The sequence below is a fragment of the Microbulbifer sp. S227A genome (assembly GCF_049800935.1).
The window spans coordinates 36,038-59,347 of sequence record NZ_JBNAFZ010000011.1; the positions used below are offsets into that span (position 1 = coordinate 36,038).

Annotated in this window: 16 protein-coding genes, 1 pseudogene and 1 riboswitch; of the genes and pseudogenes, 10 read left to right on the forward strand and 7 right to left on the reverse strand. The window is 63.8% G+C overall.

Going from position 1 to position 23,310, the window contains the following annotated elements; translation table 11 throughout:
* Positions 1-27 precede the first annotated feature (27 nt).
* From ACP15R_RS21375 to metH, 3 genes and pseudogenes are all read left to right on the forward strand, one after another.
* On the forward strand, positions 28-3,132 hold the full coding sequence (locus ACP15R_RS21375; protein WP_424988101.1) for an efflux RND transporter permease subunit: 3,105 nt from the start codon (positions 28-30) through the stop codon (positions 3,130-3,132).
* Positions 3,133-3,219: 87 nt separating this feature from the next.
* Positions 3,220-3,432: riboswitch (cobalamin riboswitch) on the forward strand.
* 119 nt (positions 3,433-3,551) lie between these two features.
* Entirely contained in the window at positions 3,552-3,854 is a 303-nt protein-coding gene (locus tag ACP15R_RS21380) for a hypothetical protein (RefSeq protein ID WP_424988102.1), read from the forward strand.
* A 99-nt stretch (positions 3,855-3,953) separates the two neighbouring features.
* A pseudogene (metH, locus tag ACP15R_RS21385) lies at positions 3,954-7,725 on the forward strand (methionine synthase).
* 27 nt (positions 7,726-7,752) lie between these two features.
* Here metH and ACP15R_RS21390 read toward each other — a convergent pair.
* A complete protein-coding gene (locus ACP15R_RS21390; RefSeq protein WP_424988103.1) occupies positions 7,753-8,136 on the reverse strand; it encodes a nuclear transport factor 2 family protein in 384 nt (127 codons plus the stop codon).
* Between the two features lie 281 nt (positions 8,137-8,417).
* On the opposite strand from ACP15R_RS21390, the gene ACP15R_RS21395 reads away from it, so the two are divergent.
* The 7 genes from ACP15R_RS21395 to ACP15R_RS21425 all read left to right on the forward strand — a co-directional run bounded on the left by ACP15R_RS21395 (position 8,418) and on the right by ACP15R_RS21425 (position 16,521).
* Positions 8,418-9,290: a MurR/RpiR family transcriptional regulator gene (locus tag ACP15R_RS21395; RefSeq protein WP_424988104.1), complete on the forward strand. Its 873-nt coding sequence runs from the start codon at positions 8,418-8,420 to the stop codon at positions 9,288-9,290.
* Between the two features lie 91 nt (positions 9,291-9,381).
* A complete protein-coding gene (gene dctP / locus ACP15R_RS21400; protein WP_424988105.1) occupies positions 9,382-10,389 on the forward strand; it encodes a TRAP transporter substrate-binding protein DctP in 1,008 nt (335 codons plus the stop codon).
* A gap of 68 nt (positions 10,390-10,457) precedes the next feature.
* Entirely contained in the window at positions 10,458-10,967 is a 510-nt protein-coding gene (locus tag ACP15R_RS21405; RefSeq protein ID WP_424988106.1) for a TRAP transporter small permease, read from the forward strand.
* The gene (locus ACP15R_RS21410; RefSeq protein WP_424988107.1) at positions 10,967-12,274 is read left to right on the forward strand and encodes a TRAP transporter large permease; all 1,308 of its coding nucleotides are present in this window, start codon (positions 10,967-10,969) and stop codon (positions 12,272-12,274) included. The genes ACP15R_RS21405 and ACP15R_RS21410 overlap by 1 nt, the downstream gene beginning before the upstream one ends.
* A gap of 44 nt (positions 12,275-12,318) precedes the next feature.
* The gene (locus ACP15R_RS21415; protein WP_424988108.1) at positions 12,319-13,653 is read left to right on the forward strand and encodes an NAD(P)/FAD-dependent oxidoreductase; all 1,335 of its coding nucleotides are present in this window, start codon (positions 12,319-12,321) and stop codon (positions 13,651-13,653) included.
* 23 nt (positions 13,654-13,676) lie between these two features.
* Positions 13,677-14,036 carry a RidA family protein gene (locus tag ACP15R_RS21420; RefSeq protein ID WP_424988109.1) on the forward strand — a complete coding sequence of 120 codons (360 nt, stop codon included), beginning with the start codon at positions 13,677-13,679 and terminating at the stop codon, positions 14,034-14,036.
* Between the two features lie 67 nt (positions 14,037-14,103).
* A complete protein-coding gene (locus ACP15R_RS21425) occupies positions 14,104-16,521 on the forward strand; it encodes a GcvT family protein (protein WP_424988110.1) in 2,418 nt (805 codons plus the stop codon).
* Positions 16,522-16,650: 129 nt separating this feature from the next.
* Here ACP15R_RS21425 and ACP15R_RS21430 read toward each other — a convergent pair whose 3' ends face one another.
* From ACP15R_RS21430 to ACP15R_RS21455, 6 genes are all read right to left on the reverse strand, one after another.
* Positions 16,651-18,042, reverse strand: a complete 1,392-nt coding sequence (locus tag ACP15R_RS21430) for an ABC transporter ATP-binding protein (protein ID WP_424988111.1) — start codon at positions 18,040-18,042, stop codon at positions 16,651-16,653.
* Positions 18,039-18,869: an ABC transporter permease gene (locus tag ACP15R_RS21435; protein ID WP_424988112.1), complete on the reverse strand. Its 831-nt coding sequence runs from the start codon at positions 18,867-18,869 to the stop codon at positions 18,039-18,041. The genes ACP15R_RS21430 and ACP15R_RS21435 overlap by 4 nt, the downstream gene beginning before the upstream one ends.
* The gene (locus tag ACP15R_RS21440) at positions 18,866-19,822 is read right to left on the reverse strand and encodes an ABC transporter permease (RefSeq protein ID WP_424988113.1); all 957 of its coding nucleotides are present in this window, start codon (positions 19,820-19,822) and stop codon (positions 18,866-18,868) included. Before ACP15R_RS21440 ends, ACP15R_RS21435 begins: the two co-directional genes overlap by 4 nt.
* A 4-nt stretch (positions 19,823-19,826) precedes the next feature.
* On the reverse strand, positions 19,827-21,347 hold the full coding sequence (locus ACP15R_RS21445) for an ABC transporter substrate-binding protein (RefSeq protein ID WP_424988115.1): 1,521 nt from the start codon (positions 21,345-21,347) through the stop codon (positions 19,827-19,829).
* A 161-nt stretch (positions 21,348-21,508) separates the two neighbouring features.
* A complete protein-coding gene (locus tag ACP15R_RS21450) occupies positions 21,509-22,786 on the reverse strand; it encodes a TRAP transporter large permease (protein WP_424988116.1) in 1,278 nt (425 codons plus the stop codon).
* Complete coding sequence (locus ACP15R_RS21455) at positions 22,783-23,310, reverse strand: TRAP transporter small permease (RefSeq protein WP_424988117.1); 528 nt, start codon at positions 23,308-23,310, stop codon at positions 22,783-22,785. The genes ACP15R_RS21450 and ACP15R_RS21455 overlap by 4 nt, the downstream gene beginning before the upstream one ends.

Sequence of the window (23,310 nt, forward strand, 5' to 3'; positions counted from 1 at the left end):
CCACGCGCAGCACAACGAGGATATCTCATGGCACGCTTTTTTATCGACCGGCCAATTTTTGCCTGGGTCATTTCCATCATGCTCATGGGCATCGGGATATTGTCGATCCTGACACTTCCCGTGGCGCAATACCCGCAGATCGCGCCGCCCACGGTCGAGGTCAGCGCGTCCTATCCGGGTGCGTCGGCACAGACCGTCAACAACACCGTGACCCAGGTGATCGAAGAACAGATGACCGGTCTGGACGGGCTGCGCTATATCAATTCCTCCTCGACCTCGACCGGCGCAACCAGTGTCACGCTGACCTTCGAGACCGGCACCGATGCCGACATCGCCCAGGTACAGGTGCAGAACAAGCTCAGCCAGGCGACGCCGCTGCTGCCCGAGATCGTGCAGCGCCAGGGTGTGACGGTCCAGAAATCGTCGGGCGGGTTCCTGATGGTGATCGCGCTGGTCTCGCAGGACGGTGCGCTGGATGCCGTGGACCTGTCGGATTACCTGGTCGCCAACATGGTCGATGAATTCAGCCGCCTGGAAGGGGTCGGCAACGTGCAGGTTTTTGGCGCGCAATACTCGATGCGGATCTGGCTCAACCCAGAAAAGCTGGCGGCGTTCGAACTGACCCCCGCCGATGTGGTGGCCGCGGTGTCCGAAGAGAACGCGCAGGTTTCGGCCGGGTCATTCGGCGCGCTTCCCGCCGTTCAGGGGCAGGCCCTGACCGCGACCATCACCGCGCAATCGCTGTTGTCGACGCCCGAAGAGTTCGAGCAGATCGTGGTGCGCGCCGAATCCGACGGTGCGCTTGTGCTGCTGCGCGACGTTGCGCGGGTCGAGATCGGTGCCGAGAATTACGCGACTTCCGCCCGGCTGAATGGCGCGCCGACCGGCGGCATGGCGATCCAGCTTGCCACCGGGGCAAACGCCCTGAACACCGCCGAGCTGGTCAAGGAACGGCTGGAAGAAGTGGCGGCGTTCTTTCCCGATGGCGTCGATTACGTCATTCCCTATGACACCACCCCGTTTGTCGAATTGTCGATCGAAGAAGTGATCATGACGCTGTTCGAGGCGCTGGTGCTGGTCTTTCTCGTGATGCTGCTGTTCCTGCAGAACATCCGTTCGACCCTGATCCCGACCATCGCGGTACCGGTGGTTCTGCTGGGCACATTCGGGGTGCTGGCGGCCTTTGGGTTCACGATCAACACGCTGACGATGCTGGCCATGGTGCTGGCAATCGGCCTGCTGGTCGATGATGCCATCGTGGTGGTCGAAAACGTCGAGCGGCTGATGGAGGACGAAGGGCTTTCGCCCTATGACGCCACCAGGAAATCGATGGGCCAGATCACCGGCGCGCTGGTCGGGATCGCCATGGTTCTGTCGGCGGTATTCGTGCCGATGGCATTTTTTGGCGGTTCGACCGGGGTGATCTATCAGCAGTTCTCCATCACCATCATCTCCGCGATGACCCTGTCGGTTGTCGTGGCGCTGACCCTGACGCCGGCGCTGTGTGCCACGTTGCTGCGCCGACCCGAGCCGGGCGGCAAGTCCCGCGGCTTTTTCGGCTGGTTCAACCGGGGTTTCGGGCGTCTGCTGGACCGGTACACCGGGTCGGTCGGCTGGCTGGTGCGCCGCCCCTTGCGGGTTGGCATGGTCTATCTGCTGATCGGGGCCGGGATGATTTTCCTGTTTGAACGCACGCCCACCGGATTCCTGCCCGAAGAAGACCAGGGCATCCTGTTCACCATGGTTCAGGGTCCGACGGGGTCGACCGCCGAAGCCACCGACCAGGTGCTGGAGCGGATCACCGATCACTATCTGAACGGGGAATCCGACCTGGTCAGATCGGTATTCACGGTCAGCGGGTTCAACTTTGCCGGGCAGGGGCAGAACATGGGCCTGGCCTTTGTGGGTCTCAAGGACTGGTCCGAACGGACCGAATCCAGCCAGAGCGCAAATGCCATCGCCGGTCGCGCCTTTGGGGCTTTTTCGCAGATCCAGGAAGCGCTGGTATTCCCGATCGTTCCCCCGGCGGTGATCGAGCTGGGCAATGTCAGCGGCTTTGATTTCTACCTCCAGGCCCGCAGCGGCCAGTCGCATGAACAGCTGATCGAGGCGCGCAACCAGCTGATGGGCATGGCGTCGCAGAGCGAGCTGATTGCTTCGGTCCGGCCGAACGGGCTGGAGGATGCGGCCCAGTTCAACCTCGACATCGACTGGCGCGCGGCGGGGGCGATGGGCCTGTCGGCAACCGAGGTCGGCGACATGTTGTCCGTGGCCTGGGCCGGTCAGTACGTGAACGATTTCATCGACGCGGGCCGGATCAAGCGGGTCTATGTGCAGGGCGACGCGCCGTATCGCATGGTGCCCGAAGACATCGAACGCTGGCGGGTGCGCAATGCCACCGGCGGGCTGGTACCGTTCTCGACCTTTTCCAAGGCCAACTGGCAATACGGCCCCCAGGGGCTTTACCGTTACAACGGCGTATCCGCGGTACAGTTGCAGGGCAACCCGGTGCCGGGCGTCACCACCGGCGAGGCGATGGCAGAGATCGAGGCGCTGGCGGCCCAGCTGCCGCCCGGTTTCGAGGTTGCATGGACCGGCCTGTCGCTTGAAGAGATCGAATCCGGCAGCCAGGCCGGCCTGCTCTATGCGCTGTCCCTCGCGGCGGTGTTCCTCTGTCTCGCGGCGCTTTATGAAAGCTGGTCGATCCCCTTTGCGGTGATGCTTGCCATGCCCATCGGGGTGACGGGCGCGCTGGTCGGGGCCTGGGTGGGCGGCTTTGACAACGGCGTCTATTTCCAGGTGGCCCTGCTGACGGTGATCGGGCTGACCGGCAAGAACGCGATCCTGATCGTCGAATTCGCCAAGGAACAGATCGAGGCGGGCAAACCGCTCTACGAAGGCGTGGTCGAAGCCGCGCGCGAGCGGTTCCGCCCGATCCTGATGACCTCGATGGCGTTCACGCTGGGGGTTCTGCCGCTGGTGATTTCGACCGGCGCGGGATCCGGCGGGCGGACCGCCATCGGCACCGGTGTCTTCAGCGGCACGATCTCGGCTACCGCGTTGGGCGTGCTTTTCGTGCCGGTGTTCTTCGTGATGATTACCTTGATCTTTGCCCGCAGGAAACAAGGCTGAGGCGCAGGGTCGCCACGCGGATCGAGCCGGTTTCGACCCGTGTTTTGCCGCGCTGCGGCGTTCGCGGTGGACAGGGCCCGGTTTCCGTGCCACCAATAGGGAGATGGTGCCGCCTCCGGAGAGTCCGGGTGCGGCTGAAAAGGGAACGCGGTGCGGGAGGACCTCCCAATTCCGCGACTGCCCCCGCAACTGTAGGCGGAGAGCGGTTTCGAAAATTGCCACTGGCGCGTGATGCGCCGGGAAGGTTCGGAACTGCCTTGACCCGCAAGTCAGGAGACCTGCCATCCTCGGCCGCATGTCGCGGTCGCAGTCACCTTTTACCCGGGCGGGGTGCCTCGGGGATACGGAGGCAGTCATGGACCCGACCGGCCCGACACATCGCCGCGATCACCACCCCGCCGTTCTGCGCGGAGGGCGCGATGATACTTGAACGCACGATCCACGGCCTTCAGGCCCATTCGGAAACGCCGGAACGGGCAGAAGAGCTTGGCCGGATGGGCTTTGTTCAATGGCTGACCTTTCTGAACGGCGATCAGGGCTATGCAAGCCAGGCGCAACAGGCGCTCGACAAGGCCGCGCCGTTCGAGGCTACCGACCCCAGCGTTGCCGTGTTCTGCGATCTCGTGCGGCGCTCGCTTGCGGGGCCGATGGCGCTGTCCGACCTGAAACTGCCACGACCCGCGCGGCGCGGCGGCGCCCGCGAGCGCAGACGGTTGTTATAGCCCCTTATGTGAACGTTACTCATAATCTTCACCTGAAATATGAATTTGGCCTTGGGTGAGGGCGATGGTATCCCGCCTGCCTGAGAAAGCAGGTGAACGATGTATAATTTTGCCCTTCCCCAAACCCCGGCCTATGGGGCGCTGACCCGTGCGGCGGCCGAACGTATCCTCATCCTTGACGGCGCGATGGGGACGATGATTCAGCGGTTGAACATGAGCGAAGAGGATTTCACCGCGCAAGGGCATATTCCCGGGTCCTGCGGCTGCTGCGGTCATCAGAGCGACCATCCGCAAAAGGGCAACAACGACCTGCTGGTTCTGACCCAGCCGCAGGCGGTGGAAGACATCCAATACGCCTTTGCCCGCGCCGGGGCGGATATTCTGGGCACCAACACCTTTTCATCGACCACCATCGCGCAGGCCGATTACGGGCTGGAAGGCGCGGTTGAGGATCTCAATGTCGCCGGGGCGCAGGTGGCCCGGCGCGCGGCGGATCGGGCGACGGCGCAAGATGGCAAGCCCCGCTGGGTGGCTGGCTCTGTCGGACCGACGAATCGCACCGCTTCGATCAGTCCCGATGTAAACGACCCCGGCTATCGCGCCGTGACCTTCGACGATTTGCGCATCGCCTATGGCGCGCAGATCGACGGGCTGATCAAGGGCGGATCGGACTTGATCCTGATCGAGACGATCTTTGATACACTGAACGCCAAGGCCGCGATCTTTGCCGCGTTCGAGAGCTTTGCCAAGGTGGGCCGCCGCCTGCCGATCATGATTTCGGGCACCATCACCGATGCTTCGGGCCGCACGCTTTCGGGGCAGACGCCGACCGCGTTCTGGCATTCGGTGCGCCATGCGCGCCCCTTTACCGTTGGGTTGAACTGTGCCCTGGGGGCCGATGCCATGCGCCCGCATCTCGCGGAACTGTCCGGCGTCGCGGATACGCTGATCTGTGCCTATCCCAATGCCGGCCTGCCCAACGCCTTTGGCGACTATGACGAAGGGCCCGAGGACACCGCCGGCAAGATCGAGGTTTTTGCCCGCGAGGGGCTGATCAACATTGTCGGTGGCTGCTGCGGGACCACGCCGGACCACATCCGCGCCATGGCAGAACATGTCGCCGCCCATGCGCCGCGCCGGGTAGAGGAGAAAGCCGTTGCCTGATCCACTTTTGCGCCTGTCCGGGCTGGAACCCTTTGTCCTGACCGCCGACATCCCCTTTGTGAACGTGGGCGAACGCACCAACGTCACGGGGTCGGCCAGGTTTCGCAAGCTGATCACCAATCGCGACTATGCCGCCGCGCTCGATGTGGCGCGGGATCAGGTCGAGAACGGGGCCCAGATCATCGACGTGAACATGGACGAGGGGCTGATCGATTCAAAACAGGCGATGATCGATTTCCTCAACCTCATCGCCGCCGAGCCGGACATCGCCCGCGTGCCGATCATGATCGATTCATCCAAGTGGGAGGTGATCGAGGCCGGGCTGAAATGTGTGCAGGGCAAGCCGGTGGTCAATTCCATCTCGCTCAAGGAAGGCGAAGAGGCGTTCATCCATCAGGCGTCGCTGTGCCTGGCCTATGGGGCCGCCGTGGTGGTCATGGCCTTTGACGAAGACGGGCAGGCGGACAGTTTCGAACGCAAGACCGAGATCTGTGAACGCGCCTACGGGGTTCTGACCGAAAAGGTCGGCTTCCCCCCCGAGGACATCATCTTTGATCCCAACATCTTTGCCGTGGCGACGGGGATCGAAGAACATGACAATTACGGCGTCGATTTCATCGAGGCAACGCGCTGGATCCGCCAGAACCTGCCCCATTGCCATGTCTCTGGCGGTGTCTCGAACCTGTCGTTTTCCTTCCGGGGCAACGACGCGGTGCGCGAGGCAATGCATGCGGTGTTCCTCTATCACGCCATTCAGGCCGGGATGGACATGGGCATCGTCAATGCCGGTCAGCTGGCGGTCTATGACCAAATCGACAGCGATCTGCGCGAAGCCTGCGAGGACGTGGTGCTCAACCGCACCCCGGCGCAGGGCACCGCCACCGAGAACCTGCTGGAGATCGCCGAACGCTTTCGCGGGGCCGGGCGCGAAGAGAAAAAGCGCGACCTGGTATGGCGTGACTGGCCGGTAGAGAAACGCCTGGAACACGCGCTGGTCAATGGCATCACCGAGTTTGTCGAACAGGACACCGAAACCGCGCGCCTTGCCGCCGCCAAACCGCTGGACGTGATCGAAGGCCCCTTGATGGCCGGGATGAACGTGGTTGGCGACCTGTTCGGAGCCGGCAAGATGTTCCTGCCGCAGGTGGTGAAATCGGCCCGCGTGATGAAACAGGCGGTTGCCGTGCTGCTGCCCTATATGGAGGCCGACAAGGCCGGGGGCCGCGAGAGTGCGGGCCGGGTGTTGATGGCCACGGTCAAGGGCGACGTGCATGACATCGGCAAGAACATCGTCGGCGTGGTTCTGGCCTGCAACAATTACGAGATCATCGACCTGGGCGTCATGGTGCCGCCCCAGAAGATCCTGGAAGAAGCCAAGGCGCATGATGTCGACGTGATCGGCCTGTCGGGTCTGATCACGCCATCGCTGGACGAGATGGTGCATCTTGCCTCGGAGCTCGAACGCGAGGGGTTTGACGTGCCGCTGCTGATCGGTGGTGCCACCACGTCCAAGGTGCATACCGCCGTCAAGATCGCGCCCCGCTATAACCGCAACCAGGCGATCTATGTCACCGATGCCAGCCGGGCGGTGGGGGTGGTGTCATCCCTGCTCAGTACGACACAGCGCGACGGCTATATCGACGGCATTCGCGCCGAGTATGACGAGGTGGCCGAGCGTCACGAGCGGGCCGAGCGCGCCAAGCAGCGATTGCCGCTGGCGGCGGCGCGGGCCAACGCAATGCGGATTGACTGGAGCGGCTATGACGTGCCTGCGCCGAAATTCACCGGGCCGCGGGTCATCGACGACTGGGATCTTGCCGAGATCGCGCGCTATATCGACTGGACGCCGTTCTTTCAGACATGGGAGCTCAAGGGCGTGTATCCGCGCATCCTCGAGCATGAGAAATACGGCGAAGCGGCGCGCAACCTGTTTGCCGATGCCCAGGCGATGTTGCAGCAGATCATCGGCGAAAAATGGTTCGCCCCGCGCGCGGTGGTTGGTTTCTGGCCGGCGAACCGGCATGGTGACGATGTGCGCCTGTATTCCGACGAAAGCCGCTCGGAACAGGTGGCCACGATGCACATGCTGCGCCAGCAGACGTCCAAGCGCAAGGACAGCCCCAACCTCGCCCTGTCGGATTTTGTCGCCCCCGAGGGCGTGCGCGATTACCTTGGCGGCTTTGTCGTGACCGCCGGGCCCGAGGAAGTGGCCATCGCCGAACGGTTCGAAAAGGCCGGCGACGATTATGCCGCGATCATGGTCAAGGCGCTGGCCGACCGCTATGCCGAAGCCATGGCCGAAATGCTGCACCAGCGGGTGCGGCGCGATCATTGGGGATATGCGCCGCACGAGCGGTTCGATCCGCAAGAGCTGATCGCCGAGCCCTATCGCGGCATCCGCCCGGCACCGGGATACCCGGCTCAGCCGGATCACACCGAAAAGCTCACCTTGTTCAAGCTGTTGCAGGCCGATGCCCATACCGGCGTCGAGCTGACCGACAGCATGGCCATGTGGCCGGGATCATCGGTGTCCGGGCTTTATATCGGCCATCCTGACGCCTATTACTTTGGCGTCGCCAAGGTCGAGCGCGACCAGGTCGAGGATTATGCCGCGCGCAAGGGCATGGAGGTTGCCGAGGTCGAACGCTGGCTTGCGCCGGTGCTTAACTACCGCTCGGGAACCGGGGTTGCGATCGCGGCGGAATAGGCCCCAAGGCGACAGGTCTGCGCAACGTCAGAACAGGCCGTTCTGGTTGGCGGAGACGTCGGTAATTACCTGCAACACGTCCCAGTGCTCGACGATCTTGCCGTTGTCGTCAAACCGAAAGATGTCGATGCCGGCATAATCGTCGCTGCCGGGCCAGATCTGGTGGCAATGCAGCACGACCAGGTCGCCCTCGGCCACGGCGCGTTTGAAGGTGACGGACTTGCCCGGATACTCGGCGGCCATGCGTTCGAAATACGCGACAAAGGCGTCCTTGCCATCGGCCACATGCGGGTTGTGCTGGATATAGACGTCACCCGCATACCGCGAGATGGCGGCGCGCGGGTCGCATTGGTTGAACATCAGATCGTAAAAAGCCATCGCATTGGCCTTGTTCGCGGTTGTGTCGGTCATCGGGAACTCCGGTTCGGGGTTGGGCGGCGCGATGCGGTCGGGGTTACACGCTGAATAGGCATGGCTCTCCCTGCAATGGTGCGGCCGGGTCAAGGGGCAGGGACCAATCCCGGCCTGGTCCCCTGTCCCGCCAGAGTGAATCCCGTTCTCGCGCCAAGGTCAAACGGTTTGACAGCGTACCGCGTGACGGGATTTTCCCGTTACGTTTGTTTTTGTGTTTGACTAACACAGGAACAAATGCAACTTGGCCATGACTTCACCGCTCGCGAGGAGGCGATTCGATGACGGATGGCATGTCGATCAAGGAACTGGTGTCTGCGCGTTACGGCGAACTGACCGAGGGGTTGCAGCAGGCCGCCGATTACGTGGTTGCCAACCCGATTGACGTGGCAACCCAGAGCCTGCGGTCCGTCGCCGCCTCAAGCGGCATGTCTCCGACCACCTTTTCCCGCCTGAGCCGGGCGCTTGGGCTGGAGAACCATGACGAGGTGCGCGCCCTTTGCCGGGTGGCCCTGACGCCCCGCAAACCCAGCTTTGCCAACAAGGCGCGCGATTTGCAGTCCGAGGCCTTCAAGGCCGAGGGCATTGGCGCGCTGTTCCTACAGCAGGCCGAGGCCAACCTGCGGAACGTCACCGACCTGGTGCATTCGATCAACATGGAAAAGACCGTGCGCGTGGTCGAGAAGCTGGCCCGGGCGCGGCGGGTGTCGCTGTTGGCGGGGGCGACCTCCCAGGGGCTTGCCCGGTATCTCGAGGAAATGGCCGTCTGGATCACCGATAACTGGCGGGTTGTCGAGGATCACGGAACCGCCGTGTCCCGCGCGGTGTCCACGGCAACAGAGGACGATGTCTTTATCCTGATTTCCAAGTCGCTGTTCACCGCCGCACCGATCAGGGCGGCCGAGCTGGCGGCGGATCGGGGGGCACATGTGGTCCTGATCACCGACTCGCATACCTGTCCGGCACTTGCCTTTGCCAGCGAGTATTTCGTGCTCTCGGCAGATAGCCCGCATTACTTTCCGTCCTACGCTCCCACGGTCGTGCTGCTCGAAGCGATGATGAGCATGCTTGCCGCGCATCTGGGTGACGTGGCCGAGGAGAGGATCAAGCAGACCGAGGCGATCCGGCGCGATCTCGGAATCTACTGCGAATAACCGACCCCAGGCACCAGCCATCGCACCCCTGTCCACACGGCTCAGAACAGCCTGTTTTGCCCCGTCCCGAATTGTCTGAGAGGAGACTGAAATGACCCCCCTTCGCCACACCTTGGCCGCTTCGATCGCGGCGCTGCTTGGTGCCACCGCGGCCATTGCCGATCCGGTCGAGATGAAAATCGCCACTGATTCCGGGCCCAAGGGTTCGCCCGCGGGTGATGCCATCGAAATGTGGGCCAGCCTGGTCGAGGAAAAGACCGCCGGCACCGACGACGAGATCACCATCGACGTGTTCTACCAGGATGAGCTGGGCGATCAGAAAGAGGTGTTCGATCTCTTCGTGGTCGGTGAGGTCGACATGATGCTGAACTGGCCGCTCACGTCGTATGACAAGCGTCTTGGCCTGCGCAACATGCCCTACATGTTCTTTTCCTGGGAACAGGCGTTTGACGCCTATGGCCCGGGTGGCTGGCTGAACAAGATTTACAACGACGTTCACAACGACCAGGGTCTCAAGTTCTTTGGCGCATGGCCCGAGGGCTTTGGCGGCGTCGCGACGCGCGGCACATATGCCACCACCATCGAGGGGGCCAAGGGTCTCAAGGTGCGCGTGCCGTCGAACTTCCCGAACCCGCAGACCATGCAGGCGCTCGGCTATCAGGCGACGGCCATTGCCTGGGGCGAAACCTTCACCTCGATCCAGACCGGGGTCGTCGATGGCGACGCGGGCAACGTGATCTACTGGGATTACGAGTATTTCCGCGACGTGCTGGATTATTATGTCCGCACCAAGCACACCTTTGCCACCGGCGTTCTGTCGATGAACCAGGAAAGCTGGGACGACCTGAACGAGGCGCAGCAGACCATCGTTGCCGATGCCGCGCTGGCGGTGATGGAAAAACAGTTTGCCGATGCCCGTGCCCGCGATGAGCTTTACGTGGAAAAGGCCATCGAAGGCGGCATGGAATATATCGAGCCGACCGAGGAGGAAATCCGCGCCTATGCCACCGCCGCGCGCGAACAGGTGTGGCCGCTGATGCAGGAGGAGCTCGGCGCCGAGATCGTCCAGCAGGTCAAGGCCAACGCGCCCCGGCCCTGATGTCAACTGGGGTGTCGCCCGTTGCCGGGCGGACCCCCGTCCTTGTCACATTGAACATTGGGGGAGAAATGACCCGGTTCTTCAACGCGCTCGACGGGTTTGTCGCGCGCCTCTGCGATCTGATCGTTCTGGTGTCCAGCGCCCTGGTGGTCGGGCTGGTCTTTTTCATGGTGGTGGCGCGCTATGTGCTTGAACTGTCGATTGTCGGGATCGACGAGATCGCCCTGATCAGCGCCATCTGGCTCTACATGGTCGGTGCCATGGTCGCCAGCCGTCGGGCGGAACACCTGGTGGTGGATTTCCTGCCACAGCGCCTGACATCCCCCGTGCTGCTGAAACTGCACCAGCGCGCTGTTGCCATCCTGATGATCGCGGCCTCGGGTTTTTTCATCTACCTCGCCTGGGACATGATGGGCTTTGCCATCAAGCGGCCGCAGGAAACGCCGGGCCTTGGCCTGCCCGAGCTGATCCCGCTCAGCGCCGTGGCGCTCGCCAGCGTGGTGTGCCTTGCCTATGCCGTCCGCGATCTCGTCACCGGGCGCGCCTGTCACAACTCCAAAGAGCAGGAGGACCTGTGATGGCGGCCTTTGGCATTCTTCTTCTTGTCGTCCTGATGGCCTTTGGCGTGCCGGTCGCCTGGTCCTTTGCGCTGGTCCTTGCCTATCTGGTCTATGTGTTCGACGTGAGCACTACCGTCTTGCTGATGCAGGGGTTCCGGTCGCTCGATCACCTGATCCTGCTGTCGCTGCCGCTGTTCGTGCTGGCGGGCTACCTGATGAAAAGCGGCGGCATCGCGCGCCGGCTGGTCGAGTTCATCGAGGGCATGGTCAAGGGCCGCCGAGGGGGTCTTGGGGCCTCGATGGTGCTGGCCTCGGGCATTTTCGGCGCGATTTCCGGCACCGCCAGCGGTGCCGTGGCATCAATCGGGACGATCATGATCACCCCGCTGGCCGAGCGTGGCTATCCCCGCGGCTATGCCAGCGCGCTCCTGGGTATCTCGTCGCTCTTGGGTATCCTGATCCCGCCATCGATCACCATGATCCTGTTCGGTGTTGTCACCCGCCAGTCGATCACTGCCCTGTTCGCGGCGTCGATCGGGCCGGGGCTGCTGTTGATCGTTGGTCTGATCCTGTACAACCGCTTTCTGGTGGGGCGCAGGTTCGAGGAAACCTATCTCGGGGATGCCCGGGGCCAGACCATCTCGCGCGGGGCGGCGTTTCGCCATGCGGTGCCGGCGCTGATGTTGCCGGTTGTCATCCTAGGCGGCATCTATGGCGGCATCTGCACCCCGACCGAAGCGGCTTCGATCGCGGTGGTCTGTGCCATCCTGATCGGCATTTTCGTCTACAAGGAAATGTCGCTCAAACACCTGAAGGACAGTGTCATATCGGCGGGCGAAACCACCGGGACCATCATGCTGATCCTGCTGTTCTCGTTCATGATCGGGCGCATCCTGACCGCCGAGCGCGTGCCGCAGGAGCTGACCGAAACCATCACCACGCTGGTCAGGGATCCGGTGCTGATCCTGATCCTGGTCAACCTGTTCCTGATCGCCGCCGGCATGATCATGGACGACCTGTCGGTCACCGTGGTGATTGCTCCGCTGCTCTTGCCGCTGGTGGTCAGCACCGGTGTCGATCCGCTGCATTATGGCACCATCGTCGCCTGTTCGGTGGTGATCGCCGCCAACAGCCCGCCGGTCGCTCCGATCCTCTACATGGCGTGCCGCATCGGCCAGGTATCAATCCACCACGCGGTGATGCCCGCGGTCTGGCTGATCGTGTTTGTCGGTATGCCGGTGATGATCATCACGACCTTTGTGCCCTTTGTCTCGCTCGCCATTCCGAAACTGCTCGGCGTCTATTCGGGGGCGGCGATCCATTGACCTGGCAATCCCTGAAACCCAGTATGCAAGCACAGGGAACACAGATGGCCTGCAAACCAACCCTGCCGCCACTGGATCGCCCGACCGGGTGGCGGCCGATGGACGAACTGGTGCCGGTTGACGAATCCACCCCGGTTGACGCCAGCTATGACTGGCTGATTGTCGGCGGCGGGATCACCGGGCTGTCGGCGGCGATGCGGCTGGGGGAAGTGGCGCCGCAGGACCGCGCCCTGCTGGTCGATGCGCGCCCAGTGGGGTGGGGCGCTTCGGGGCGCAACTCGGGTTTCCTGCTGGACCTGCCGCACAAGTTCGACCTGGATCACCCCGATACGGCGCGGCTGGACCGGATCATGAAACTGAATCGTGGCGCGATTGACCGCCTGCATGAGCAGGTGGACCGTTTTGCCATCGAATGCGACTGGTCGCCCGTGGGCAAGCTGCAAGGGGCCGTCAAGAAACGCGGCACCGGCATGATGGCCCGGTTCTGCGAGGCCTTGGACAAGATCGGTCAGACATACGAGGTTCTCGACCGGCAAGGCTGTACCGAGATCATGGGCACCGGATATTACGCCGGGGCGGTGTTCACGCCGGGTTCGGTGCTGGTCGATCCGTTGCTGCTGGTGCGCGGTCTGGCGCGCAACCTGCCCGGCAACGTAACCCTGCGCGATGACGCTGCGGTGGTCGAGTTTGCCGCGCGCGACGGTGGGTTCACCGCGAAACTGCGGCTCTCGGGCGGTGACACCCGCGTGGTTTCGGCCCGGCGCGTGATCCTCGCCACCGATCCCTATACCCGCGAATTCGGGTACATGAAGAACCGGATCCTGCCCACCATCACCTATGCCAGCATCACCCGCCCCATGACCCGCGAAGAGCGCAGCCGCTACAAGGGGCGCATGAACTGGGGGCTGACCCCGGCGGATGCGGGCGGCACCACGTTGCGGATGACGGCGGATGGCCGGCTGCTGATCCGCAACCATTACGGCCACGCGCCCCGGTACCGCGCCGACGGGGCGGTCCTCGCGCGGGTTGCCGAAGCCCATAAACAGGGGCTCGACAAACGGTTTCCGCGGCTGAGCGACATGCCGATCACCTCGACCTGGGGTGGTGTTGTCAGCCTGTCGCGCAACCACGCGACCTATTTCGGTGAAATGGCACCCGGTGTGTTCTCGGCTAACTGTTATAACGGTGTGGGCATGACGCGGGGCGCAAGCTCTGGCCGGTTGCTGGTCGATCTCGCGGTCGGGCACCGATCGCAGGCGCTGGACGATATCATCGCGGTCAGCGGCAAACCTTCGACCCTGCCTCCCGATCCCTTTCTCAGCGTCGGCGTCAGCGGCCGTATGAAGCTGGTGGAATGGGAAAGCCGTTCGGAAATGTAACCGTCATGATGAGGCCCATGGACATGACCAAGACACATCACAAACCCAACCACCGGATGAGCCAGGCCGTGCGCGCCGGTGACATGGTGTACCTGGCCGGGCAGATACCCGATCAGCGCGACGCCGCCATCGGCGCGCAGACCACCGAGACCCTGGGCAAGATCGATGCTCTGCTGGCCGAATTGGGTGGCACCAAATCCGACCTGGTCACGGTTCAGATCTGGTTGCATGACATGGCGGATTTCGCCGGGATGAACGCGGCATGGGATGCCTGGGTGGATGGCGACACCCCACCGGCCCGCGCCACCGGGGGCGTGGCGCTTGCAAGCGCGCCATCGGGCGTGCGGATCGAAATCATCGCCACGGCCTATCTGCCTGCCTGACCGCCTATCCCCCGCCGCGGCCCTGGTTCCGCGCCGCGTCCCTTGACAGTTCCACAGGAGAATCTCGATGAAAACCCATGCACAGGCTGTTGTGATCGGCGGCGGACTCGTTGGTTGTTCGATCCTTTACCACCTCGCGAAACTCGGCTGGAGCGACGTGGTCCTGCTCGAGCGCGACGAGCTGACCTCGGGCTCGACCTGGCACGCGGCGGCCAACATTCACGGGCTGCATGACAACAACAACATCACCCGTATCCAGCACTATACGATGAACCTTTACAAGGATCTGGAAAAGGAAACCGGCCAGGGATGCGGCGTTTTCCAGTCCGGTTCGCTTTACCTCGCCCAGACCGAAGAGCGCGAACACCAGCTGCGCCTGCAGGCCGCCAAGGCGAAATTCTACGGGTTGAATTTCCATGAAGTCAGCCGCGAAGAGGCAAAAGAGCTGCATCCGCTGGCCCGGTTCGACGACGTGCGCTGTATCATGTTCGAACCCGAAGGCGGCAATGTCGACCCGTCGGGGGTGACCATGGCCTATGCGGCGGGGGCTCGTGCGATGGGGGCCGAGATCGAACGGTTCTGTCCGGTGATCGGCACCGACCAGCAACCCGACGGCAGCTGGATCGTGCGCACAACCAAGGGTGACATTCACACGCAATGGGTGGTCAATGCCGCCGGTCTGTGGGGTCGCGAAGTTGCCGCGCTTGCCGGTCTGGAGCTGCCGCTGCAACCCACCGAACACCAGTATTTCGTCACCGAGACCATCGACGAGGTTGCCCGGCTGGGCCGTCGCTTGCCATCGATCGCGGATCGGGACGGCGAGTATTACTTTCGCCAGGAAGGCAACGGTTTCCTGATTGGTGCCTATGAGCGGGATATGCGGTTCTGGGCCGAGAATGGCACGCCGCTGGATTTTGCCCATGACCTGTTTCCCGACGATCTCGACCGGATCATGGACAACGTCATCCGCGCCACCGAACGCGTGCCCTGTGCCGAGACCGCGGGGGTCAAGCGCGTGATCAACGGTCCGATGATCTGGTCGCCCGATTCCAACGCATTGTGGGGGCCGGTGCCCGAATTGCGGAATTACTTCCTTTGCGGCGGCATCATCCCCGGCTTTTCGCAATCCGGCGGGCTGGGCCTGTTGTCGGCACAGTGGATGATCGATGGCGAGCCCCGGTATGACATGTTCGCCTGGGATCTCGCCCGGTTTGGCGACTGGGCGGACAAGGCCTTTACCAAAGCTCGGGTCAGGGACCAGTATGCCAACCGCTTTGCCATCCATTTCCCCAACGAAGAACGCAGCGCAGGCCGCCCGGCGCGGGTGCGTCCGGCCTATGAGATGCAGCGGGAGATGGGCTGTGTCTTTGGCATGAATTGCGGCTGGGAACACCCCCTGTGGTTCGCTGACACACCGGGCATCACCGACGGCAACGGCTTTACCCGCCAGAACTGGTGGGAGCCGGTGGGCCGCGAGGCCAGGATGCTGCGCGAGAATGTCGGGGTGATCGATATCTCGAACTTTGCCAATTACGTGGTAAAGGGGCCGGGCGCGCATGGCTGGCTCGAAGCTCTGGTCGCCAACCGGGTGCCGACCGGGATCGGGCGGTCATGCCTGACGCCGCTGATCTCGGTGCATGGTGGGGTGGCAGGGGATTTCACCATCACCAAGACCGGAGAGGACAGCTATATGATGGTCGGCTCGGGCATGGCCGAGCGCTATCACCAACGGTTCTTCAACATGGTCGCATTGCCCCGGGGGACCACGTTCGAGGTCGCCACGAACCGTATTGCCGGCTTTAACGTCGCTGGCCCCCGGTCGCGCGAAATGCTGCAACGGCTGACCAATGCGGATCTGTCAAACGACGCCTTCCGCTTCATGCGCTCGCGCAGCATCGAGGTTGGCGGCGTCGAATGCCTGGCGATCCGCGTGTCCTTTACCGGCGACCTGGGATGGGAGTTGCATTGTGCCGAGGCGGATCAGGTCAGGCTTTATGCCGCGCTGCTGGCGGCGGCCGCGGAATGTGATGGCGGCCCGGTGGGGGGCCGGGCATTGGGCGCGCTGCGTATCGAAAAGGGCTATGGCTCATGGGGGCGCGAATACAGCCAGGAATACTGGCCGCAAGAGGTCGGGTTGGACGGGCTGATCAAGCTGGACAAGGAGTTCCTGCACAAATCGGCCTATCTTGCGATCAAGGACAACGCCCCGCGCGAGCGCCTGAGCTTTTTCGAGATCGACACCGATCATGATGCCGACGCCAGCGGCGGAGAGCCGATCTTTACCCCCGATGGCCAGTCGGTGGGCCGCGTGACCTCGGGCGCCTATGGCTATTCGGTGGGGAAATCGCTTGCCATCGGCTATGCCAACCCGCGTGTCGCCGGCCCCGGTGACGAGGTTGAGGTGATGATCCTGGGCCTTCCGCACAAGGCCCGCATCCTCGCTGCCCCGGCCTTTGACCCCAAGGGCGCGCGGCTCAGGGGCTGATACCGCGGCATCCGGCGGGATCCTGCCCGGTGCCATGTCCGGACGGGCGGCATTGCAGCTACAGCGCTGCGCAGATTCCAGCTTGCGCAGCGCACCCATGTCATTGGCGGCGGCGGTTTCCGAGGCCTCTCAGGACAGGGCCACGGTCCGGCTGGCCCATTTCCGCGCGATGTCGCGGTCATGGGTCACCAACACCACGGCAATGCCCTGCGAACCTGCGATGGAGGCCAGCAGCGCGAGCGTTTCGCGCTGTGTCACCGGGTCAAGCCGCGAGGTCGGCTCGTCTGCGAGCAGCACGCCGGGCCGGGCGGTCAGGGCGCGGGCGATCGAGATCCGCTGGAGTTCACCGCCCGAGACTTCATCCGGGCGGCGCGCGAGCAGGGCCGGATCTATGCCAAGCTGACCGAGCATCGACAGGACATCGCCCCAGGATGTGTTGTGCAGCCGCGCCACATCGCGCAGCGAAGTGTCCAGCGGCACCCGGTGCGGAAAGGCCGCCGGCGGATCCTGATAGAGCTTCTGGACCCCGTGCCGCGACAGGTTCGGGCTGCGTTGCACTTCGCCCCGCGCCGGGTTCAGCAATCCGGCCAGCGCGTCCAGCAAGGTGGTCTTGCCAATGCCGCTTGGGCCGACCAGGGCAAGCCGTTCCCCGGCCAGCAGGGTCAGGTCGAACCCGTCGATCAACCGTTTGCCGCCGCGTTCGATGGCGATGCCCCGGGCCTTCAACACCCAATCCCCGGTGGCGGCAGGCTCTGTATCGGGCCAGTTGCGGGGGTCGGCATCGAGCAACGACCGGGTATAGCCATGCCGGGGCGCGGCGAGCACGGTTTCGGTCGCGCCCTGTTCGACCAGCGACCCGTCGCGCAGCACGATGATGTCGCCGCCCAGGCGCCGGGCAACCGCGACCTCGTGGGTGATCGCCAGCAGGGTGCCGCCGGCCTCGGGGACCTGGGCCAGCAAGGCGACGACCTTGCCGTGACGTTCCGCGTCCAGCCCCTTGGTCGGCTCATCCGCCATCAGGATCGGCGCATGTCCGGCGGTCGCGGCGGCAAAGGCGACCCGTTGCGCCATGCCGCCCGACAGGGCACCGGGCAGCCGCTGTTCCGCGCCGGTCAGGTCCAGCGCCGCAAAGGCATCGGCGCTGGCGCGCCGGGCCTCTGCGGGCGCTTTGCCGGCGACAAAGCGATGCGCCTCGGCCACCTGCCGGAACGATTGCATCAGCGGGTCGAGCGCCCGCCAGGGTTCCTGCGGCAGGGTGGCGATCTCATGCCCCCACAGCGCCGCGCGGTCAGCCGGGCCCAGCCCGTCCACGCGGCGTCCGTTGATCGAGATCCGGCCCTCGGCCCGCAATGCCCCGGGCAGGGTGCCGAGGATCGCCTGTGCGATCAGGCTCTTGCCGGCCCCGGTTTCGCCCATGATCACCAGCGTGTCGCCGGGGGCGATGCGGAAACTGACCGGCCCCATCAGCCGGGTCTGGCCGGCAAAGACCGACAGGTCGCTTACGTCGATTGAACAGGTCATGGGCGGCGCAATCCTCCGACCGATAGGTGAAGTGCCAGCACGGTGATGACCAGGCAGGCAACAGGTTGCAGGATCAGGAAGGGGGCTTCGCGCCAATAAGGCAGCAGCTGGGTCATCATCACGCCCCATTCGGCGGTGGGCGGCCGGATGCCGACGCTGACAAAACCTAGCGCGGCAACCGCGGTCACGGCGGTGGCCGCGCCAAAGGCGGCAATGGTCAACAGGCCGGGGCCGATTTCGGGAGCCAGATGGCGGCGCAGGATGAACCAGGGACCAAGCCCCAGCAGGCGCGAGGCCTGCACCGCAGGTTCGGCCAGAACGATCCGGGCGCGTTGGCGGGTATAGCGGAAATACTCGACCCAGAGCGTCAGCGAGATCCCCGCATAGAGCGCCCACCACGACCCCGGCGAGATTGCCGCCAGCATCAGCACCAGCAACAGGCCGGGCAGGGCCAGTACCGCGTCGGCAAGGGCCCCCAGCAGACGGTCGGGCCAGCCTCCGAGCCACGCGGCCGCCACGCCCAGCAGGGTGCCGGGCACCCCCGCAGTCACGACCGACAACAGCGCCAGCGCCAGCGACAGCTGAGCGCCAGACAACAGGCGGGCCGCCATGTCCCGCCCCAGGTGATCCGTGCCCAGCAGGTGTCGGGCGCTTGGTCCTTCCAGCGTGGAAAGCAGCGATTGTTTCGCCGGGTCCTGGCCGATCAGGGAGGGGCCGAACACCGCCGCCACCGCCAGCAGGCCCAGCAGGGCAAAGCCCAGGACCCGAGCGGGGCCGGGGCGCGAAGGGCGCGGCAATGGGGCCGCGTTGATTGCAATATCGCTCATGCGGTTCTCTCACGCGGGTCGATGGCACGGCAGGCCAGGTCGACACAGAGGTTCAGGGCGACATAGAGCAGGCCCAGGAACAGCGCCGTGCCCTGAACCATCGCGATGTCGCGGCCAAAGATGGCGTGGACCAGCGCGTGACCGATGCCGGGCCATGCAAAGACCGATTCCACGATCACCACGCCTTCGATCAGATAGGCCAGCTGGACGCCGATATAGGTGACCACCGGTAACGCCGCATTGCGCAGGACATGGCGCGTCAGGGTCAGCCGCGCCGACAGGCCCTTGGTGCGCGCAAAGAGCTGCCAATCGGCGCTCATGGCGTCCTGCACCGCGTCGCGCACCACCCGGTTCGAAACCGCCGCGAGGCCGATCCCCAGCGTGAGCGAGGGCAGGACCAGGTTTTCGACACCGCGAAACCCGGCCACCGGGAACAGCTTGAGCTGGACCGCAAAGACCAGCACAAGAACGATGCCCAGGGCAAAGGCCGGAATAGCCCGCAGAAAGATCGACAGCGCCAGGGTGAACCGGTCGAGCACGCTGCCCGGACGCAAGCCTGTCGCAATTCCCAGGGGCACGGCGATCAGGATCGAGGCGATCACCGCCCCGCCGGCGAGCAGCAGGGAATAGCCAAGCTGGGTTGTGATTTCGTCGAATACCGATGTGCCATAGACGGCGGATTTGCCCAGGTCGAACTGCGCGAGCTGGCCGAGCCAGGACCACAATTGCTGAAACCACGGACGGTCCAGCCCGAGCTCTTGCCGGACCGCGTCGGCCGCGGCGGCATCCATCATGTCATAGCCATAGCGCCCTGCCGCGATGCGATAGGCGGCATCGCCGGGCAGCGCCTGCATCATGACAAAGCTGACAATGCCCACGATCACCGCCACGATAACCGCCTGCAGACCCCGCGTGGCGAGGACGGCAAGCGCGGATTTCGCAAAGCTGTGCATCGGATCAGTCGGCCCAGTAGATGTTGCTCAGGCCATAGCTGCGTTGCAGCGGGTCGATCACGACGCCTTGCAGTTTTTTGTTGAGCGACACGGTATGCTGATACCAGACCACCGGAATGACCGGCAGTTCCTGGTGCAGGATGGTTGCGACCTTCCTGATGCTGGCGGTGCGCAGGTCCGGGTCGGCCGTCGCGGCAATCACCGAGATCGCCTCGGCGGCTTCGGCATTCTGCCAGCCCATCGCACCCCAGTCACCGCCACCGGCCCCGAAATCCTGTAGCACCGCGCCCACCGGATCCGGCGTCACGCCATAGTTGCGGGCATAGAGCGCCACGTGCAGGGAACCGTCCTGATGCCCCGCGGGGATCTCGGAATAGCTGCTGACGCTGACCTCGAGCTCGATACCCAGTTCGCGCCAGGTGTCTTGCAGGGCGGCGGCGATCAGGGGCAGTTCCGGCCGGTCGGGAAAGGTGCGCAGCAGGATCGAGAAGCGTTCGCCATCGCGGGTCAGGATGCCATCGTCACCGGCCACCCAGCCCAGTTCGGCCAGCAACGCCCGGGCCTTGTCCAGATCGGTGTCCAGCGGCGCAAGCTCTTTGGAATGCCACTCGTTCAGCGCGGGCGGGAACAACTGGCCTGCCGCGGATTCGGGAAAGCGGGTGATCGACTTGGCAATGCCCGCACGGGGCACCGCAAGGCTCAGCGCCTGCCGGGCGCGGGCATCGGCAAAGAACGGGTGACCGGCATTGACCTTGAGCGCCACCACCCGTGGGATCGGCACGGCGGATGTTGCGATCTCGTCCACATGTTGCAGATGCGCATAGCCCGAAGGATCAAGGGTAAAGACCATGTCGGCATCGCCGCTCTCGGCCAACAGCGCCCGTGTCTCGGCCCGGCTCGAGGCAAGATATGTGGCGCTTTCCAGCCTGGGGGCCACGCCCCAATAGGCGTCGTTGCGCGCCAGCGACACGCTTTGCGGCGGGGTGAAGCCCGTCACTTTGAACGGGCCGGTGCCGACAAAGCGCACCGGGGTGCCATCCGCGTCGAACGAGGCGGGGGCGGGTATGATCGTCGTGGCATGGGCCAGAAAGGCGGGCAGGGCGGTGAACGGGCTGCCGAGGGTGATAACCAGCTTGCCGTCCTGCTCGGCGATTCCGGTGATCGGTGCCTTTTGCAGGATGCCCGGCTGCTGCCATGCACGGGTCAGGGCGGCCACCGCCGCGTCCGCATGAAACGGGGTGCCATCGTGGAACATCACACCGTCGCGGAGGGTAAAGCTCCAGGTCAGCCCGTCATCGGAGGCACCCCATTCGGTGGCCAGACCCGGGCGCAGCGCGCCGGTGGCATCCGCATCAACGAGGTTTTCCATGATTTGCAGCTTCTGGATGGCGAAACCGGCAACCGAGGGATCATAGCTGGCCACTTCCCAGGGCGAGGCGATCGTGACGCTGGTGGGGGTCTCGGCCCGGGCGGCGCCGGTGACGGCAGCGGCGAGGCACAGCGCCGTCGTGAGGGTTCTGAACATGGAGGTCTCCGAAGTCTGCGGACAAGATTCGGTTGGCATCTACCATGTAGGCAAAGTGATAACATCACAAAATTTTGCCGCCACGCCATCCCGACGTGCAACTGCGGCGGGCGGCATTGCAACCGCCCGCGCGCGCTATGTCCGGCACGGGGTCGCCCCCCTCAGCGGCCAAACCCCGCCGTGTACGGAAGCCAGGTGGCGATTGCCGGGAAGGCCAGCAACAGGATCAGCCCGAGGATCATCAGCATGACAAACGGTGCCGCGCCGCGCACGATCTCTGACAATGGTGCATCGGTGATCCCCTTGATCACAAACAGGTTCATGCCGACCGGCGGGGTGATCATCGCAAGCTCCAGGTTCACCATCAACAGAATGCCATACCAGACCAGATCAATCCCCATCGCGTCCATCGTCGGCAACAGGATCGGCGTGGTGATCAGGATGATCGCCACCGCTTCAAAGAACATCCCCATCAGGAAGATCATCGCCATCACGATGAGGATGAAGGCCAGCGGTTGCAGCCCCAATGCGGTCACTGCCTGGGTGATTTCATGTGGCAGGCGAATGATGGTGATCGCATGGCCAAAGATCGCGGCCCCGGCAATGATCATGAACAGCATCATTGACGTACGCATGGATTTATAGGCCGCATCCCAAAGATCGCGGAACCCGAAATTCCGGTAGACGAGCGTCGCCACCAGCAATGCATACAGCGAACCGGCGGCGGCGGCTTCGGAGGCGGTGAAGATGCCGAGATAGATGCCGCCGAGCACCACCGGCGGTGCCATGATCGCGAAAAAACTGCGCCGGAACGCGGCATTGACGTTGCCCCAGCCCGCCCAGGGATGTGCGCTCGCGTCCCGCGCGGACATCACGCAATAGATCGAAAAGATCAGTGCCATCAAAACGCCCGGCACGATCCCGGCAAGGAATAGCGCGCCGATCGAGACTTCGGATACGATGGCAAAAAGGATCATCGGGGCCGAGGGCGGGATCAGGATACCCAGGGTGCCGCCGGCGGCGATGACCCCAAGCGCCTGTCTTTCGTGATAACCAAAGCGTTTCATCTGGGGAATGGCGCTCGAGCCGATGGACAGGGCGGTGGCCACGGAAGACCCGGAAATCGCCGCAAAGATCGTACAGGACATGACCGTGGCCACGCCCAGCCCGCCGCGCACATGACCGATGACCGCATTTGCCAGGTCAAAGACATCATCGATGGCCCTGGCCTTGATCATGACATTCGCCATGAACACGAAAAGCGGCACCGTCAGCAGGATCGACTTGTCGAGATGGGCAAAAACCGTATCCGCGACCGAGCCTATATTGCCTTCGAACAGGAGCAGGATGACCGTGGCGGCAATGCCTAGCGCCGCAAAGACGGGCATGCCTGTGAGCAACAGGAAAATCAGGCCCGAGAAAACCAGAAAAATCGTCATTCGTTCAATCCCATCGCTCGTTCGACAATTCTGTTGACGGCTGTCAATCCCAGCAGAACGCTGCCGATCAAAAGCGGCACCTGAAGTATCCAGGTTTCCATTTCGACGTTGCCGTTGGTGTAAGAGCCAAAGGCCCTGGCAAAGGAAATTGCCTCCCACGCGCTGATCCCGAGGACAATGCCGAAGGCCAGAACAGCCAGGTCGGATATAAAGTTGACCAGCTTGCGCCAATGTCCCTTTGCCCTGGAGGTCAAGAGGTCAACGGCGATGTGATCACCACGCCGATAGGCTTCGGCGGCACCCAGCATGACAAGCGAGACAAGCGCCCAGCCGGTCACTTCGTCGGTCCACAGCGACGGAGCATCAAGCAGATAGCGCATGACGATCGCATAGATCGTGATGGCAAACAGTCCGAGTATCGTGGCGGTGCTGATTGCGCCGGCGAACCAGACGACGGGGCGCAATACGTATCGGGACAGGGAAGAGGCCGGAGCCTCTTCCACTGAATTCTGGTGACCGGACAT

What these genes read in the sequence shown, in the direction of transcription:
- ACP15R_RS21375 (WP_424988101.1), top strand. Translation starts at nt 28, where the DNA reads ATGGCACGCTTTTTTATCGACCGGCCAATTTTTGCCTGGGTCATTTCC.
- ACP15R_RS21380 (WP_424988102.1), top strand. Translation starts at nt 3,552, where the DNA reads ATGATACTTGAACGCACGATCCACGGCCTTCAGGCCCATTCGGAAACG.
- ACP15R_RS21390 (WP_424988103.1), bottom strand. Translation starts at nt 8,136, where the DNA reads ATGACCGACACAACCGCGAACAAGGCCAATGCGATGGCTTTTTACGAT.
- ACP15R_RS21395 (WP_424988104.1), top strand. Translation starts at nt 8,418, where the DNA reads ATGACGGATGGCATGTCGATCAAGGAACTGGTGTCTGCGCGTTACGGC.
- dctP (WP_424988105.1), top strand. Translation starts at nt 9,382, where the DNA reads ATGACCCCCCTTCGCCACACCTTGGCCGCTTCGATCGCGGCGCTGCTT.
- ACP15R_RS21405 (WP_424988106.1), top strand. Translation starts at nt 10,458, where the DNA reads ATGACCCGGTTCTTCAACGCGCTCGACGGGTTTGTCGCGCGCCTCTGC.
- ACP15R_RS21410 (WP_424988107.1), top strand. Translation starts at nt 10,967, where the DNA reads ATGGCGGCCTTTGGCATTCTTCTTCTTGTCGTCCTGATGGCCTTTGGC.
- ACP15R_RS21415 (WP_424988108.1), top strand. Translation starts at nt 12,319, where the DNA reads ATGGCCTGCAAACCAACCCTGCCGCCACTGGATCGCCCGACCGGGTGG.
- ACP15R_RS21420 (WP_424988109.1), top strand. Translation starts at nt 13,677, where the DNA reads ATGACCAAGACACATCACAAACCCAACCACCGGATGAGCCAGGCCGTG.
- ACP15R_RS21425 (WP_424988110.1), top strand. Translation starts at nt 14,104, where the DNA reads ATGAAAACCCATGCACAGGCTGTTGTGATCGGCGGCGGACTCGTTGGT.
- ACP15R_RS21430 (WP_424988111.1), bottom strand. Translation starts at nt 18,042, where the DNA reads ATGACCTGTTCAATCGACGTAAGCGACCTGTCGGTCTTTGCCGGCCAG.
- ACP15R_RS21435 (WP_424988112.1), bottom strand. Translation starts at nt 18,869, where the DNA reads ATGAGCGATATTGCAATCAACGCGGCCCCATTGCCGCGCCCTTCGCGC.
- ACP15R_RS21440 (WP_424988113.1), bottom strand. Translation starts at nt 19,822, where the DNA reads ATGCACAGCTTTGCGAAATCCGCGCTTGCCGTCCTCGCCACGCGGGGT.
- ACP15R_RS21445 (WP_424988115.1), bottom strand. Translation starts at nt 21,347, where the DNA reads ATGTTCAGAACCCTCACGACGGCGCTGTGCCTCGCCGCTGCCGTCACC.
- ACP15R_RS21450 (WP_424988116.1), bottom strand. Translation starts at nt 22,786, where the DNA reads ATGACGATTTTTCTGGTTTTCTCGGGCCTGATTTTCCTGTTGCTCACA.
- ACP15R_RS21455 (WP_424988117.1), bottom strand. Translation starts at nt 23,310, where the DNA reads ATGTCCGGTCACCAGAATTCAGTGGAAGAGGCTCCGGCCTCTTCCCTG.